12 protein-coding genes and 1 tRNA gene are annotated in these 15,714 nt (G+C 65.5%); 2 read left to right on the forward strand and 11 right to left on the reverse strand.

From position 1 onward, the window contains the following. Positions 1-71: 71 nt before the first annotated feature. Positions 72-266, reverse strand: coding sequence for a hypothetical protein (locus tag FHW73_RS07180; protein WP_183426043.1), 195 nt, complete (start codon positions 264-266; stop codon positions 72-74). Between the two features lie 110 nt (positions 267-376). Beyond that, positions 377-1,642, reverse strand: coding sequence for an MvdC/MvdD family ATP grasp protein (locus tag FHW73_RS07185; protein WP_183426044.1), 1,266 nt, complete (start codon positions 1,640-1,642; stop codon positions 377-379). Between the two features lie 713 nt (positions 1,643-2,355). Between FHW73_RS07185 and FHW73_RS07190 the strand changes: the two genes are divergently transcribed. Continuing rightward, complete coding sequence (locus tag FHW73_RS07190; RefSeq protein ID WP_183426045.1) at positions 2,356-3,414, forward strand: DUF4238 domain-containing protein; 1,059 nt, start codon at positions 2,356-2,358, stop codon at positions 3,412-3,414. A gap of 179 nt (positions 3,415-3,593) precedes the next feature. On the opposite strand, the gene drt2 is transcribed toward FHW73_RS07190, so the two are convergent. From drt2 to murJ, 7 genes are all read right to left on the reverse strand, one after another. Next, entirely contained in the window at positions 3,594-4,862 is a 1,269-nt protein-coding gene (drt2, locus tag FHW73_RS17530; RefSeq protein ID WP_183426046.1) for an antiviral reverse transcriptase Drt2, read from the reverse strand. A 626-nt stretch (positions 4,863-5,488) separates the two neighbouring features. Then, positions 5,489-5,564: transfer RNA gene (locus FHW73_RS07200), tRNA-Thr, on the reverse strand. 36 nt (positions 5,565-5,600) lie between these two features. After that, positions 5,601-6,551, reverse strand: coding sequence for a 4-hydroxy-3-methylbut-2-enyl diphosphate reductase (gene ispH, locus FHW73_RS07205; protein ID WP_183426047.1), 951 nt, complete (start codon positions 6,549-6,551; stop codon positions 5,601-5,603). 418 nt (positions 6,552-6,969) lie between these two features. Further along, entirely contained in the window at positions 6,970-7,461 is a 492-nt protein-coding gene (gene lspA / locus FHW73_RS07210) for a signal peptidase II (protein ID WP_183426261.1), read from the reverse strand. Next, positions 7,458-10,274, reverse strand: a complete 2,817-nt coding sequence (ileS, locus tag FHW73_RS07215; protein WP_221187483.1) for an isoleucine--tRNA ligase — start codon at positions 10,272-10,274, stop codon at positions 7,458-7,460. The genes lspA and ileS overlap by 4 nt, the downstream gene beginning before the upstream one ends. A gap of 68 nt (positions 10,275-10,342) precedes the next feature. Further along, on the reverse strand, positions 10,343-11,338 hold the full coding sequence (locus FHW73_RS07220; protein WP_183426049.1) for a bifunctional riboflavin kinase/FAD synthetase: 996 nt from the start codon (positions 11,336-11,338) through the stop codon (positions 10,343-10,345). Positions 11,339-11,452: 114 nt separating this feature from the next. After that, complete coding sequence (gene murJ / locus FHW73_RS07225; RefSeq protein WP_255492854.1) at positions 11,453-12,997, reverse strand: murein biosynthesis integral membrane protein MurJ; 1,545 nt, start codon at positions 12,995-12,997, stop codon at positions 11,453-11,455. A 172-nt stretch (positions 12,998-13,169) separates the two neighbouring features. On the opposite strand from murJ, the gene rpsT reads away from it, so the two are divergent. Next, positions 13,170-13,442, forward strand: a complete 273-nt coding sequence (rpsT, locus tag FHW73_RS07230; protein WP_047136305.1) for a 30S ribosomal protein S20 — start codon at positions 13,170-13,172, stop codon at positions 13,440-13,442. Between the two features lie 428 nt (positions 13,443-13,870). On the opposite strand, the gene cgtA is transcribed toward rpsT, so the two are convergent. Both cgtA and FHW73_RS07240 read right to left on the reverse strand, forming a co-directional pair. After that, entirely contained in the window at positions 13,871-14,911 is a 1,041-nt protein-coding gene (gene cgtA, locus FHW73_RS07235) for an Obg family GTPase CgtA (protein WP_183426050.1), read from the reverse strand. Then, the gene (locus FHW73_RS07240; protein WP_183426051.1) at positions 14,898-15,704 is read right to left on the reverse strand and encodes a hypothetical protein; all 807 of its coding nucleotides are present in this window, start codon (positions 15,702-15,704) and stop codon (positions 14,898-14,900) included. The genes cgtA and FHW73_RS07240 overlap by 14 nt, the downstream gene beginning before the upstream one ends. Positions 15,705-15,714 lie beyond the last annotated feature (10 nt).

Raw genomic sequence — 15,714 nt, forward strand, 5'->3', positions numbered from 1 at the left:
ACCCCGGCGGCGATTGAATCGCCGCCAGGATCGGCGCCCGCGAAATCCTCAGACGCGCACGCACGATGGACTCACAGATGCGGATCCGACACCAGCGGCGGATCGCTCTTGGGCGTGCAGGTGCCATGGTCGACCCACGAATCGGTCGGTTCGGCCAACGGGCCTGCCCCGCCACTGACGTGCGCAATTTCCTCGCGGGACAGCACGCGCGCCAACACCCGGCCTTCCACGGCCGCGGCCGTACGCTCTTCGGACTTCCTGGACATAACCACTCCTCATGATTGGATGGGACACATCACATCATTGCCACGACGTACCGCCGCGACATCGAAAGAGGCCGCGCTGAGCGGCTCCTGCGATCCTTGGACTTCGAAGGTCATTTCGAGATTAGCCCGTGCGCATGGGCCGAAACCGTGGCCTGCGTCAAAGTTGTCGGCTTCCCGGGCGCCGAATACCTGAAATCCGCACGCGCGGTTTCGATGAATTGGCAGAACGCATCGAGTACCGGCAGGTCCGGGCACCAGGACTCGATGAAGAAGAACTGGCCCGCCTCATTGACCTCCAGGAACTGCCAGTCGCCCTCCGGCGTGACGATGAAATCGAATCCTCCGCTCACGATGCCCAGCCGCGCCATGAGCGCGATGCAGGCCGCCTCGACCGCGCCAGGCAACTGCGCCGGCTCACAACGCCGGATCGATCTCTGGTCGAGCCGCCAGTCCAGGTCGCCGCCTTCGAGCGTGTTGGAGTCGATCCTGATTGCGAAGCAGCTGTGCCCGAAGAACTGCGCGCGGACCTCATAGGCCTTCGCAACCTTCTCCTGGAAGATGCCAGGCGTTGCACGCAACAACGCATCGGCCGGGAGATCGTCCACCCCGACCTTCGCGGTGTAGGTCTTCAGACTCGCCCCGTCTTCCTTCCAGATGTAGCCGCCGAGCGGCTTGTAGATGCAGTCCTCGACCTCGAGGATGAAGTCCCGGATCGTCGTCGGGTCGTTGCTGATCAACGTGCGCGGCACCGTGAGTCCGGCCGCCAGCCCATGACGGAACTGATGCGCCTTGACCTCGCACAGCAGGGACGCGGCCGGCGGGTTGATCCAGAACGCATCGGCGAAGGCCTCGGGATGCGAGCGCTCCGCCATCCGCAGCTCCTCGGTGCAGAACGCCTGGTCGCGCGGATCCACGTAGTCCGGCGACGACACCAGACGCCGCCGGCGATACCAGACCACATCGATCGCATCCGACGACACCGTCCGCCCATCGCAGACCAGCGTGCCCTGCATGCCCTCTCGTCCGAAGCGCATCGTGCTGGCGCTGAATTCGGGATAGTGGTCGCCCCGCCAGCGGACGACCTCATGCCCCCGCAACCGCAGCGCATGCCCGGCCACGGCCGCATGGAAATCGCCTTCCACGGTGTGGATCAGCACGCAGCGCGTGCCGCCAGTCGCTTCGTCACGGCGCGCACCGCGCCCATCGTCTGTCTCCAAGCCCGCCCTCCTGCAAGCAAAGTCCGCCCTTGCCTCTCGCTGCATGCGGCACACGCAGTGCCACTGCGAAACACACGCATCCGCGATGAATGCTCCGACCAGCCCAAGCCGCCCGACACTAGCACGCAGACTGGTGGTGTCGAAATCCGGGCAGTTCAAGCGCGCGTGCGCAAGCGTGCATCCCCCGCATTGTCTGCATCCATCCAAGCCGAAAGACGGGCTGCTGAGACGTAGACAACAGGTGCACCAGGCCGAAACGAGCACAACAAAAAGCCCCGACCAAGGCCGGGGCTTTCGATGACACTGGTGCCGGAAATAGGAATCGAACCTACGACCTACGCATTACGAATGCGGCTTTCAACCCTTAAGTATCAACGCCTTATTGAATTCTGGACAAATTTATGGGACAAAATCGCGTCAAGAGGACGCGCTCACGGCCCGACATAAGACCAAGCCCAACGTCAACGCCACGATCGCAGAACGGGCGGCGTACCACCAGATCCGGAGCCGGAAGATGGTCGACGGCGTATCGCGCAGCGTTCCCGACCTGCCACGGTGCAACTTCGACCCCACCAGCCAGCAGTCCAAGACGGAGGCTTATCGGAAAGCCGCACTGTTCGTCCTTCACTACAGGCCCAGACGGTGGGGCTGTGCATCAGGAGCAGATGACAGCAGAGGCTGAGGCCGACCGGACGCCGACGCTGGGCGACTATGATCGATCAGTAGTTTTCAGACGTAGTCAAACCGTCCGTGGAAATGGGGCAGCCCCCTTCCCGGTCTTAGGAGATGAGCCGCAACGTCCTCAGAATGGGCAGAACTGGCCAACTCGGCCGACATCTCATACAACCTACTGCTTCTGAAGGCATCACCCCATGGCCGGCCGCAAGCACCACTACCTCCCCAGATTTCTGCAGCGCCCCTTCGCGTATCAGCAGCGCGGGAAGCACTTCTACGTTTACGCACACCATCGCGCACATGGAACCTACGGCACCAACGTCATGGAACTGGGCCAAGAACTGGACTTCTATGGCGGTCCTGAAGACACGTCGCTCGACGACGCAATGACTAAAGCCGAGCGGGAACTTAGCATCACGGTCAACCGTCTTAACGCGCAAGAACCTATTGAGCCCGAGGCTTGCGCAAGGCTGATCTGCGCATTGAGTTTTCGTACGAAGGGGATGCGCAATGCGCTGATAGAGACCTTCCCGGTGATCTTGGAGATAGTGCGCGAACGCCTCTTCGATGGGCGAGAGCTCTACGCGGAGCTCGACAAGAGCATGCATGACCCCGCTACGCGTCGCCGACTGATTTACGAGCGGCTCCGCAAAGAGAACCCCCATTTCAGCCGGGAGCAGCAGGCGCAGCTCTACTCGAAGATGCTCCCGAAGTGGAAGGCACTTGTGGCCCAGCACCAGCAGAACTTCGTGGATCAGACACACACCGTCATCGACCAGCTCATGACGAAGGTCGAGCAGGAAGCAGAGACACTGGCTAACCGGGCGTTTCTCGGCGCTCTATCACGTGTGCCGGCCACGACCCCTCGGATAATGCGCATGGTCGAGGAAATGAAGTTCATGGTCTGGGAAGCAACCGATGTAGAGCGCTTCATTCTTGGCGATTGCGGTCCCATCGCCCTTTTTACTGACGGGCAGCCTCGCCTGGCGCTGGGTTCGATCGAGGATGAGACGCATGCGTGCGCGGTGTTCCTGCCAATCTCGCCCACTCGCTGCATCGTCGGGCAGGAGGCTGGCTTCACCCACACGCTTTCAGTGGCGGATCTCAATCAGATCAGCGCCTCACTGTCCCATGAGTTCTTCGTGAGCAGTATGCCTGACGACGACGCATTGACCGAGCTGCGTTCCAGCATTGGTTCGCGCGTCCCCATTGTTAGCGACGACGACATGAGACGGATGCTCAGGGAAACGGACTAACTCACCGGTGATTGTTGTACGCTAGTTCTCGCCATGGAACGATTTCAGCACAGCTCTTTGCCGAAACGGACACAATCGCAGCGGCTATCCCGTGGCTATCCAAGCTACCAAAGCAGGCGGAGATTGTGGCTGCCATAACGGCTGTACGTAGCTAATCGGAACTCAATCCTGCACAGCCTTTACTCCTGCATGAGCTTTCTGAAGCGTTTTCGGTGCTGCCTAAGCTGCTTCAGGATTGCTGGCGATCCTGTCGCAATGGACACACGCTTGACGTAGCTCGGGTAGCTTCGTTGATGGTCTGGCGCGTGCTCTGTGTACTGCCGCAACAGGTACTTCTGCCGCTGCACCGAAAGAAGCGTCTTCCCATCCCTGCTCCTCGCCCTGGTGTGTTGGCGAACACCTGCCCGCATCTTCTTGAAGTAGCGCGCCACACCGGATGATCGCAGCAGAATGCGCTCTCCATCGAAAACCAACCCCAGGTACTGAAGGGGCTTTTCCGCCAACGGCATAAAGGCACATTCAAGCGTCTTTGCGGCCTGCATAGTCAGCCGAAGAGCAGCCAACTTGTCCTCCACAAGGTGCTTGAAATACGCTACATGCTCGTCCTTCACAGCCACCAAGATGTCGTCACAATAGCGTCGGTAGTACCCGCTTAGATGGTGTGCGGCTTCGCTCATTTCCTTGTCGAAGGAAAGCATGTAGATATTAGAGATCAACGCGCTCATCGGCGAACCTTGAGGGATGCCCTTCCCAGCCTTGTTCACCTCGACCAATCCGCCAGCTCGGATTACGCCTCGAAACTCTGCTGGGTCGCAGATCTTCTCTCGATTTTCCAAAGCGCTACGACTCAGGCCAACCGCTTTGCGCGCTGCGATCAGTTCTACAGAAGCATGCTTTGTCAGAGACCGGAAAACAGCGTAGTGATCCGCTGGCAGCTTCGGCTTTCCAAGCAACTCAGCCCACCCCTGCTTGAGCAATGAGTGATCCAAGGAACCGAAGAAATCCTTGACGTCAAACCCGAGCGCGACGCACGGCGTGTGTTCGGAGATCCAATCAAACGCCTCTTTGGCGAACTCGACGTTGGACTTGCCGAGTGAGCGAAACGCGATGACACACTCGTCTAACCCAGCAATCTTCAACGCCTGCTCGTAAAGTTCCGAGAGAAGGAAGTTGTAGTAGGCATAGATCGAGGCGTCAGCATGCGCCGCATAGCGGATATCGCGGACCTTGCTGCTCTTGAGCAATCGCCCCGTAGCCAATCTTTTGATGCGTGGACGGACTATGTCTAAGCGCAGGAAGGGAAAAAAAGCGTGTCGACTCACCGCCGCCGGATCCGAGACCAGACGCTCGCATTGCTTCGCAGTCAAAGGAACGTCGAAGTGCTTATAGCCCTGCTTTTTCTGAAGCGCAGCTTCCAGCGCTGAGCCAGGGGGAGTCCTCTTCCGCACCTTCGATCCCTCAATTTCTACAGGGTGGAGCTGGCTGTGGCGACCAATTGCCCCCCCTGCTGGTAATGCACAGATCCCATCTCAGGAGATCCTACCCACCCTAGTCAGTGCCAGGGTTTAGCCACGCATATACAAGATACTTGTACACCTTGCTCACGGAGGAACTTATGGAGACGATCATGGTCATATTGACACGGATCATCCTAGCCACATTGCTCCGCTGGATGGTGTGCGCATGCGCACACTGCCCACGCGTGATAAGGACAGCCCCGCCTACAAATTAGACGGGCAGCACATTTTTATCATCACCGTCGCGCGGTCACAAGGCTTTTCTACGGCCGTCCTTCCTTGCCTCTCGTTGCATGCGGCAAATCAAATGCCGCGGCGGAAAAGACGTATCCGGTCGGGCTTTCCCCCGATCAGCCCAACCCGCCCGACACTAGCACCGCAGACCAGTCGTGTCGACATCCGAGCAGCTCAAGCGCGCGTGCGCACGCGATGCATCCCCCGCATCGTCTGCGTCCGTCCAGGCCGAAAGACGGCTGCTGAGACGTAGACAACAGGTGCACCAGGCCTAGACGAGCACAACAAAAAGCCCCGACCAAGGCCGGGGCTTTCGATGACGCTGGTGCCGGAAATAGGAATCGAACCTACGACCTACGCATTACGAATGCGCCGCTCTACCAACTGAGCTATTCCGGCTTGGGACGCGAATTCTAGGGAGCGCGGGGCCGGCCGTCAATCGACCAGGCGCAGGCGCAGTTCCTTGGGCAGGGCGAAGACCATGCTTTCCGGCTCGCCAGCGAGCTCGCGCATGCCGTTGGCGCCCAGTTCGCGCAGGCGGTCGAGCACGCCCTGCACCAGCACGTCCGGGGCCGAGGCGCCGGCGGTGACGCCGATGTGGTGGCGGCCTTCAACCCAACGGGGGTCGATCTCGTCGGCGCCGTCGATCAGGTAGGCCTCCACGCCGTCGCGCTCGGCGAGTTCGCGCAGGCGGTTGGAGTTGGAGCTGTTGGGCGAGCCGACGACCAGCACCAGGTCGCATTCCTTCGCCAGGTCGCGCACGGCGTCCTGGCGGTTCTGCGTGGCGTAGCAGATGTCATCGTTCTTCGGGCCCTGGATCGCCGGGAACTTCTCGCGCAGCGCAGCGATGACGCCGCGGGTGTCGTCGACCGACAGCGTGGTCTGGGTCGTGTAGGCCAGGTTCTCGGGCTGGCCGACGTTGAGCGCGGCCACATCAGCCTCGTCCTCGACGAGGTAGATGCTGCCGGCGCCGGCCTCGGCGCGCCACTGGCCCATCGTGCCTTCGACCTCGGGATGGCCCTGGTGGCCGATCAGCACCACGTCGCGGCCGGCGCGGCAATGGCGCGCGACCTCGAAGTGCACCTTGGTCACCAAAGGACAGGTCGCGTCGAAGACCTTGAGTCGGCGCCGGGCGGCTTCCTCGCGCACGGCCTGCGAGACGCCGTGTGCGCTGAAGATCACGGTCACGCCGTCGGGCACTTCGTCGAGTTCCTCGACGAAGATCGCGCCGCGGCGCTTGAGGTCCTCGACCACGAACCGGTTGTGCACGACTTCGTGGCGCACGTAGATCGGTGCGCCGAGCGTCTCGATCGCGCGCTTGACGATCTCGATCGCGCGGTCGACGCCGGCGCAGAAGCCGCGGGGGTTTGCGAGGACGATATCCATGAGATGCGCAGTCTACCGGAGGCGGCGGTTCGGAAGCGGAACGGCGGCAGGACGGCGTGTCTTCTGCGCCACGCTGAACGCTCGGTGGCGCGGTGAGCGCCTTCCCCCGCCCCGGGCGGTTGGCTGCGCTGGCGACCTCCCGGACCGATGCGAACCAAGTGCGCCCCCATCCCAGCCTTCCGCCCGTAAAGGGTGCAATGCCCCGCGGGCGGGGGAAGGGGCGGCAATCGCGAGCGTCGCGCGACCTCGCTGTCGGCGGGGCCACTTCTTCTTGAGCTTCGGGTGGCTCAGCTTGCGCGCAAACGGATCGTTCGCCCCCATCCCAGCCTTCCCCCGCCTACGGGGGAAGGGGCGGCAATCGCGGCGTGTCAGATCCCGCGAAAAAACGCTGACCACGTCATTCGCTTGACGGCGGAGGCTACTTCTTTTTCGCCGGGAAGAAGCCGAACAGGGCAATGCCGATCGCGCCGCCGACGATCGCGGCGTCGGCGAGGTTGAACGCCGGCCAGTAGTGGTCGCGCCAGTGCCACTGGATGAAGTCGACGACGTGGCCGTGGATCTGGCGGTCGATGACGTTGCCCAGTGCGCCGCCGATCACCAGCGCGAACGGCAGTGCGGTGCGCCAGTCGCGCCGCGGGGTCTTGGCCAGCCAGACGGCCAGCACGCCGCTGATGACGATCGCCAGAATCGTGAAGAACCACTTCTGCCAGCCGCCAGCATCGGCCAGGAAGCTGAACGCCGCGCCGGTGTTGTAGGTGCGGTACCAGTTCCAGACGCCCTCGATCACCGGGATCGCGGTGTATTCGGGCAGCGAGGTCAGCACCCACCACTTGGTCAGCTGGTCGAGTGCGATCACCACCACCGATAGCGTCAGCCACGGCAGCGCGTTGGGGACGGGACGGGCCATCAGAACCACCTCCGGGTCTCGCCACCGCCATCGCGGCCATCGGTCGCGATGTTCTCCACGCACCGGCCGCACAGCCCCGCGTGCTCGGCATGCGCGCCGACATCGGCACGGCGCTGCCAGCAGCGCACGCACTTGGGCTTGTCGGTCGCGCGCGCCGACACGCCGATCGTGGTCGCGTCGCCCGCGTCGACGAGCGTGACGTCGCCGCTGATCAGCAGAAAGCGCAATTCGTCGACCACCGGCGAGAGCCAGTTGGCATCGGCAACGCCACAGCGCAGTTCGATCTCGGCATCGAGTGCAGCGCCGATCTCGCCGCTGGCGCGCATCGGCTCGAGCACCTTGGCCACACGCTCGCGCAGTTCCAGCACGCGCTCGAAGTCCTGCGGCCCCCAGTCGGCGTCGCCGTCGAGCAAGCTCAGGCCCGTGTACCAGATCGCGAACTGCACATTGGCCTCGCGCGTGCCCTGCGCCGGCGCGGGCAGATAGCCCCACATCTCGTCGGCGGTGAAGCTGAGCACCGGCGCGATCCAGCGCACGAAGGCCTCAGCGATGTGGTACATCGCAGTCTGCGCGCTGCGCCGCCCGACCGAGTGCTCGGGCATCGTGTACAGGCGATCCTTGGTCACGTCGAGGTACAACGAGCCCAGGTCGACGCTGCAGAAGTTCGACAGCGCCTGGACGATCTCGGCGAAGTCGTAGCGCGCGTACGCGTCCTCGATGCGCGTCTGCAATTGGGCGGCGCGATGCACGATCCAGCGATCGAGCGCGACCATGTCCTGCGGCGCGACGAGATCGCTCGCCGGCGTGAACCCGGCGAGGTTGCCGAGCAGGAAGCGCGCGGTGTTGCGGATGCGGCGGTAGGCGTCGGCGGTGCGCTTGAGGATCTCCTGCGACAGCGACATCTCGTTGCTGTAGTCGGCCGAGGCGATCCACAGGCGCAGGATGTCGGCGCCCAGCGTCTTCATGATGTCCTGGGGCTCGATGCCGTTGCCCAGCGACTTGGACATCTTGCGGCCGTGCTCGTCGACGGTGAAGCCATGCGTCAGGCACTGCCGGTACGGCGCCGCCTTGTCGATCGCCACGCCGGTCAGCAGCGAGGACTGGAACCAGCCGCGGTGCTGGTCGGAGCCCTCGAGGTAGAGGTCGGCTGGCTTGGGGTAGCCGCGCGCGCGCAGCACCGCTTCATGGGTGACGCCCGAGTCGAACCAGACATCGAGGATGTCGGTGATCCTGTCGTAGTCGGCGGCATCACTGCCGAGCAGCTCGGTCGCATCGAGTGTGTACCAGATGTCGACGCCGTGCTGCTCGACGCGGTCGGCGACCGCACGCATCAGTTCGACCGTGCGCGGATGCGGCTCGCCGGTTTCGCGGTGCACGAATAGCGCGATCGGCACGCCCCAGGTGCGCTGGCGCGAGATCGTCCAGTCCGGGCGGCCTTCGACCATGCCGGCGATGCGCGCCTGGCCCCAGGCCGGGTACCAGGTCACGCCCTCGATCGCGGCGAGCGCATCGGCGCGCAGCCCGCCCTGCTCCATCGAGATGAACCACTGCGGTGTGGCGCGGAACGCGATCGGCGTCTTGTGGCGCCAGCAGTGCGGATAGCTGTGTTCGAGCTTCGCAAACGCCAGCAGGCTGCCCTGTGCGCGCAGCGCGTCGACGATGACGTCGTTGGCCTTCCAGATGTGCAGCCCGGCCAGTGCGGTGTCGCCGATCGGCGGCGTCGACGGCAGGTAGACGCCGCGGCCATCGACCGGGTTGAGCTGCGCGGCGCTGTAGCGCTCGAGCAGGCCGTAGGCCTTGCCGACGACGTAGTCCTCCTGGCCGTGGCCGGGCGCGGTGTGGACCGCGCCGGTGCCGTCCTCGGCCGAGACGTGATCGCCGAGGATCACCGGGATATCGCGCTCGGCATAGAAGGGATGGCCGAGCACCAGGTGCTCGAGCGCGCTGCCGGCCACGCGGCCGTGCACGACGACGTCGCCCTCGACGCCGTAGCGACGCAGCGCGTTCTCGGCCAGCGCATCGGCCAGCACCAGCCAGCGGCGGTGTCCGTCTTGCGCGGCCGGCCCTTCGACCAGCGCGTACTCGAGCTCGGCGCCCAGCGACACGGCCAGCGACGCCGGCAGTGTCCACGGCGTCGTGGTCCAGATCGGCAGCGCGACCTCGACACCGGCAGGCAGCGTGGCGCCGAAGGCGCGTGCGAACGCCGCGGCATCGCGCGCGACGTAGGCGACGTCGATCGCCGGCGAGACCTTGTCGGCGTATTCGATCTCGGCTTCGGCCAGCGCCGAACCGCAGTCGAAACACCAGTGCACCGGCTTGACCCCACGGGTCAGATGGCCGTTGTCGACGATCTTCGCCAGTGCGCGGATCTCATCGGCCTCGAAGCGGAAGTCCAGCGTGCGATAGGGGTTGTCCCAGTCGCCGATCACGCCCAGGCGTTTGAAATCGCGGCGCTGGATATCGATCTGCTCGTTGGCGTACTCGCGGCACTTGCGCCGGAATTCGACCGCATCGAGCTTGACCCCGACCTTGCCCCACTTCTTCTCGATCGCGATCTCGATCGGCAGGCCGTGGCAGTCCCAGCCCGGGATGTAGGGCGCATCGAAGCCAGCCATGCCCTTGGACTTGACGATGATGTCCTTGAGGATCTTGTTGACCGCATGGCCAAGGTGGATCGTGCCGTTCGCGTAAGGCGGGCCGTCGTGCAGCACGAACAGCGGACGGCCGCGCGCATGCTCGCGCAACTGGGCGTACAGGCCGTCCTCCTCCCAGCGCGCCAGCATCGCCGGCTCGCGCTTGGGCAGATCGCCGCGCATCGGAAAGTCGGTCGCCGGCAGGTGGATCGTCGACTTGTAGGGGTTCGGGGAATTGTCGGCCTGGGCGCTCACGCGTCGTCCTGTCGTTGCGGTTCTTGTCGTGGAGGGGCGCCGGCGGTCGCCTCGGCGAGCAGGGCCCGGGCGCGCACGGCGTCCAGATCCATCTGCGCGACCAGGGCGGGCAGGTCGTCGAACTTTTCCTCATCGCGCAGTCGCGCGACGAACTCGACCTCGATCCTGCGCCCGTACAGGTCGCCGTCGAAATCGAACAGATGGGCCTCGAGCAGCGGCTCGACGCCGCCGACCGTGGGCCGGGTGCCGAAGCTCGACACCGACGGCCACGGCCGGCTTCGATCGGCATCGCTGCCGACGCCATGCACGCGCGTGGCGTAGATGCCGCGCAGCGCCGGCACCTTGCCGCCGAAGCGCAGGTTCGCAGTCGGATAGCCGAGCGTGCGGCCGAGCTGCTGGCCGCGCACCACGCGACCGGAGACGGCATACGGCCGTCCGAGCAAGCGGGCGGCATGGACGAAATCGCCGGCCACGAGTGCGGCCCGGATATGCGTGCTCGATACCCGCTCGCCATCGATCGCCAGCGGCGCGATCTCGCCGGCGACGAAGCCGGCCTCGCACCCCAGTGCCTGCAGCGTCGCCAGATCGCCGGCGCGCCGGTGCCCGAACCGGAAGCCCGGTCCGACCCAGACCTCGCGTGCACCCAGCCGCGCCAGCAGTACCTGCTCGACGAAGGCCTCGGGCGACATCGCCGCCATCCGCGCATCGAAGCGCAGCAGCCCGATGACGTCGGCACCGAGCGTGCGCAGGCCCTCGATCTTCGCCCGCACCGGCCCCAGCCGCGGTGGCGGCGCGTCGGCGGCGAAGAACTCGCGCGGCAGCGGTTCGAAGCTCAAGGCCGCGGCCGCGACGCCCAGCGCGCGCGCGCGCGCGACCGCGTGGCGCACCAGCGCCTGGTGTCCGAGGTGCAGGCCGTCGAACGCCCCGATGCAGACCACGCTGCCGTCGGCACACTCGGACCCGCCGGCGATGTCGCGGAACAGCCTGCTCATGGCGTCTCGTCGGGGCGGAAGCGGCGCCAGGCACCGCATTCCGGAAGGTGACCGGAGATTATAGCGGGCGCGGCCGCCGCGCCGCGGACCGCATGGGCCCGCTCGCTGCGACAGTCAGTGCCGCAGGTGCCGCGGCCGCAAGCCCAACGCCACCATTGCGAGGCCGTAGGCGGCCGCACCGGCGCCGATCACCAGCGCCAGCCAGGCGATGCGGTGCTGCCAGCCGCTGATCGCGGTCCACTCGCCGATCCAACCGCGAAGTGCAAGCACCACCGCGGCCATCGCCACGCAGGCGCCGGCCAGCCGCAGCAGGTAGCGCCCCCAGCCCGGCTCGGGCACGAAGATCGCGCGACGGCGCAGGTAGCGCCACAGCAGCGCCGCATTGACCACGCCCGCCAGCGCCGTCGCCAGCGCGATACCGCCGTGCGCCCCGGGCACCGCGTAGAACCACAGCGGCGTGGTCAGCGCGACGGTGAGTGCGACATTGGCCGCGACCGTCCAGATCGCCGCACGCATCGGCGTCTTGGTGTCCTGGCGAGCGTAGAACGCCGGGGCCAGCACCTTGCTGAGCATGAACGCCGGCACGCCCAGGCTCATCGCGGTCAGGCTGACTGCGGCCATCCGCGTGTCGTAGGCGCCGAACGCGCCGTAGTTGTAGACGGTCGCGGTGATCGGCTCGGCCAGCAGCAGCAGGCCCAGACCGGCCGGCACGCCGGCCAGCAGCGCCATGCGCAGCCCCCAGTCCAGCGACTGGCTGTAGCCCTGCGCGTCCTGGGCCGCGTGCCGGCGCGAGAGGTGCGGCAGGATCACCGTGCCCAGCGCGACGCCGAACAGGCCGAGCGGGAACTCGATCAGCCGATCCGAGTAGTACAGCCAGTCGACGCTGCCGCTGGCCAGCAGCGAGGCGAACGCGGTGCCCACGATCAGGTTGACCTGGGCAACCGACGAGGAGAACAGCGTCGGCAGCATCAGCCGCCCGACCTTGCGCACCTCGGCATGGCCGAAGCCCGGCCGCAGCCGCGGCCGCAAGCCCAGCCGGCCCAGCGCCGGCCACAGCAGCGCCAACTGCAGGAATCCGGCGATCAGCACACCCCAGGCCAGGCCCTGAGGCGGCAGCGCGAAGCGCGGCGCCAGCCACAGCATCGCGGCGATCATCGTCAGGTTGTGCAGCACCGGGGTGAACGCCGGCAAGCCGAAGCGGCCGTGGCTGTTGAGGATCGACGCGGCCAGCGACATCAGCGAGATGAACAACAGATACGGGAAGGTGATCCGCAGCATCTGCGCGGTCTGTGCCAGCAGTTCGGGCTGGTCGGCCCAGCCGGGCGCGAACAGCCGCGCGACCAGTGGCGCCAGCAGCATGCCCGCCGCGCAGACCACCAGCACCACCGCGCACAGCGCACCGGCCATGTGGTCGACGAAGGACTTGAGCGCCGCCCGGTCGCCGCGCTCCTTGATCTCGTTGAGCACCGGCACGAAGGCCATCGCCATCGAGCCCTCGGCAAACACCCGGCGCAGGAAATTGGGGATGCGATAGGCGACAATGAAGGCGCTCATCGCCCCGCCGGTCCCGAAAAGGGTCGCCTGCAACATGTCGCGGGCGAAGCCGGCAATGCGCGACAGCAGGGTCATCGCGCTGAACACCGCGCTCGAGCGCAGCAGCCCGCCTCGGGCCTTGGGGGCGGCGGCCACCGGATCGGGCGCGGTCACCGCCGCAGTCCGTTCAGGCCGGGCCTGTTGACGCAAGTATATGAAAGCACCATAATTTCCTGCTCAAATTTCCATTGGTCCGGCCAAGCCGGATTTTCACACGTCCAGCTTCCAGGAATCCATCGTGGCAAACATCAAGTCCGCCAAGAAGCGCGCCAAGCAGACCGTCGTGCGCAACGCGCGCAACTCCGCCCAGCGCTCGCAGCTCCGCACCGCCGTCAAGAAGGTGCTCAAGGCGCTCGACGCCAACGACGCCGCCGGCGCGCAGGAGGCATTCAATGTCGCCCAGCCGATCCTCGACCGTTTCAGCTCGCGCGGCCTGATCCACAAGAACAAGGCTGCCCGCCATAAGAGCCGCCTGTCGGCCCGCATCAAGGCGCTCAAGGCCGCTGCCTGAGCCCTGCCCGGCCGCCTCGGCGGTCGATGCGAAAGAACCCGGCTCCGGCCGGGTTTTTTGTTGGTGTTCGCCAAGTCAGGAAATCCTGCTTCGGCCAACACAACCCCTGAAGTCGACGGCTCGCAAAACCGGGGTCAGAGTGCAATTTCGTCTTGCGAAATTGCACTCTGACCCCGGTTTGCAGAAAGCCATGATCCTGGAGCCGCAGTGCGTTGCGCCTGCCGGGGATTGCGGAGAGCGGGCCACGGATGGCCCGCGGCGGCGAGTCAGTCATGGATGAGTGACCGAGCCGAGAAGCAACCCCCGGCAGGCGCAACGCTGTCACCGAAGCCCACCCTCACCGTGATCGAAGGCTCACCACACAAGCCTGCACAAGAAAAAGCCCGGCCAGAGGCCGGGCTTCAAAGGAGGCAAATGCTGGCGACAGACTAGACCGCGTCGGCCGCTTCGCGCGCCTGCCGATCGAGCTCATCGAGCGCGGCCTGCACCTTGAGCATCACCTCGCGCGTGCCCTCGTGGGCCAGACCCGAGATCAGGAACCACGGGCCCGTCCACGCCAGCGTCTCGATAATCCGCGCCGCCTCAGCCTGCGCCTCTTCGGGCAGCAGCGTGTCGGCCTTGTTGATCAGCAGCCAGCGCGGCTTGTCGAGCAGCGCCGCATCGAACTTGCCGAGCTCATGCTCGATCGCACGCACCTGATCGACCGCATCGCTGCCATCGAGCGGCGCGATCTCCACCAGATGCAGCAACAACCGGGTGCGCTGGATGTGACGCAGGAACAGCGCCCCCAGGCCCGCCCCGTCGGCCGCACCCTCGATCAGGCCCGGGATGTCGGCGATCACGAAACTGCGCGCCGGCTCGACGCTGACCACGCCCAGGTTCGGGTACAGCGTGGTGAACGGATAATCGGCCACCTTCGGCGTCGCCGCCGAGACCGCGCGGATCAGCGTGCTCTTGCCGGCATTCGGGAAGCCCAGCAGGCCGACATCGGCCAGCAGCTTGAGCTCGAGCCGCAGCGTGCGCTCCTCGCCGCCCTCGCCCGGCGTCGACTGGCGCGGCGAGCGGTTGGTCGAACTCTTGAAGTGCATGTTGCCCAGGCCGCCCTTGCCGCCGCGCGCCACCAGCAGCCGCTGACCGTGCGCGGTCAGATCGCCGATGACCTCGTCCGTAGTGACGTTGTGCACGACGGTGCCCACCGGCACCACGATCACCAGATCGTCGCCGCCCTTGCCGTACATCTGCCGGCCCATGCCGTTCTCACCGCGCTGCGCGCGGTACATAGTCTGGTGGCGGAAATCGACCAGGGTATTGAGGTTCTCGTCGGCGACCAGCCAGACGCTGCCACCGTCGCCGCCATCGCCGCCGTCCGGGCCGCCGAGCGGAATGAACTTCTCACGCCGGAACCCGACGCAGCCATTGCCGCCGTTGCCGGCAGTGACGGTGATTTCGACTTCGTCAACGAGCTTCATTGTCGTATTGGTACTCGTAAAAAGTGAGTTCGGCGCGCGCTACAGTCGCGCGCGCCGGGTCTGCATCGACCTCGAAGAATGACTTGAGCGAACGCGCCGGCAAACCGTGCGCATCGGCACCGTAATAGCGTGTGCCCACGTCGAACCAGACACCGTCGATCAGATCGCGACTGCGGACGATGAACCCACGAGCGTCGCGCTCGACCACCTTGAGCACGTGCCGCTCCACGCGATCGGCATAGCGCGTGATGCCCTCGTCGAACGACAACCGGCCATCGGCATCGAAACGCTCGACTCGCTTGAAATGACCGCGTCCCTGGACGGGATGATCCAGATCCATCGTCAGCACCTGCTCCACTCCGCCGCGATGGACGATGTCCCCGCGGCCGATGCGGTGCTCGACGCCGTCGGGTGACACCATCAGCATCCGGACCTCGTTCGGCGGCGCACGGCCCGGTCGCTGCCAACGCAGCGATATCCGCCAGCCATCATCGCCAAGCCATGTCAGATCGCTCGATACCAGCCAGCCGTCACGATCGAATCCGAAGCGATGCGCGTTGCGCTCCCCGCCCGCCTCGACAAGTGCCGCATCATCCGGCGGCAGCCATCCCTCGGGCGCATCCTGGACCGCCTGCAACATCGACGATGCGCCATTGAACACGAAGCGCTGCGCATAGACACCAGCCACCACCTCGGGCAGACCCATCGCCGCGCGGCTGTCGATCGCGGCCTCATCTGCCGCGCGCACGCAGGAAACGCCCGATACCAGGAGCAGCAGACCCGCGCTCGCCACGACAGTCCGC

Origin of the sequence: Luteimonas sp. RC10 (assembly GCF_014192745.1) — a bacterium.
In the GTDB taxonomy this organism is placed as follows: Bacteria; Pseudomonadota; Gammaproteobacteria; order Xanthomonadales; family Xanthomonadaceae; genus Luteimonas.

Excerpts from the sequence above, each read along its gene's own strand:
- FHW73_RS07180 (WP_183426043.1), bottom strand. The coding sequence starts at position 266 with ATGTCCAGGAAGTCCGAAGAGCGTACGGCCGCGGCCGTGGAAGGCCGG.
- FHW73_RS07190 (WP_183426045.1), top strand. The coding sequence starts at position 2,356 with ATGGCCGGCCGCAAGCACCACTACCTCCCCAGATTTCTGCAGCGCCCC.
- ispH (WP_183426047.1), bottom strand. The coding sequence starts at position 6,551 with ATGGATATCGTCCTCGCAAACCCCCGCGGCTTCTGCGCCGGCGTCGAC.
- ileS (WP_221187483.1), bottom strand. The coding sequence starts at position 10,274 with ATGCGCGGCGATCTGCCCAAGCGCGAGCCGGCGATGCTGGCGCGCTGG.
- FHW73_RS07220 (WP_183426049.1), bottom strand. The coding sequence starts at position 11,338 with ATGAGCAGGCTGTTCCGCGACATCGCCGGCGGGTCCGAGTGTGCCGAC.
- cgtA (WP_183426050.1), bottom strand. The coding sequence starts at position 14,911 with ATGAAGCTCGTTGACGAAGTCGAAATCACCGTCACTGCCGGCAACGGC.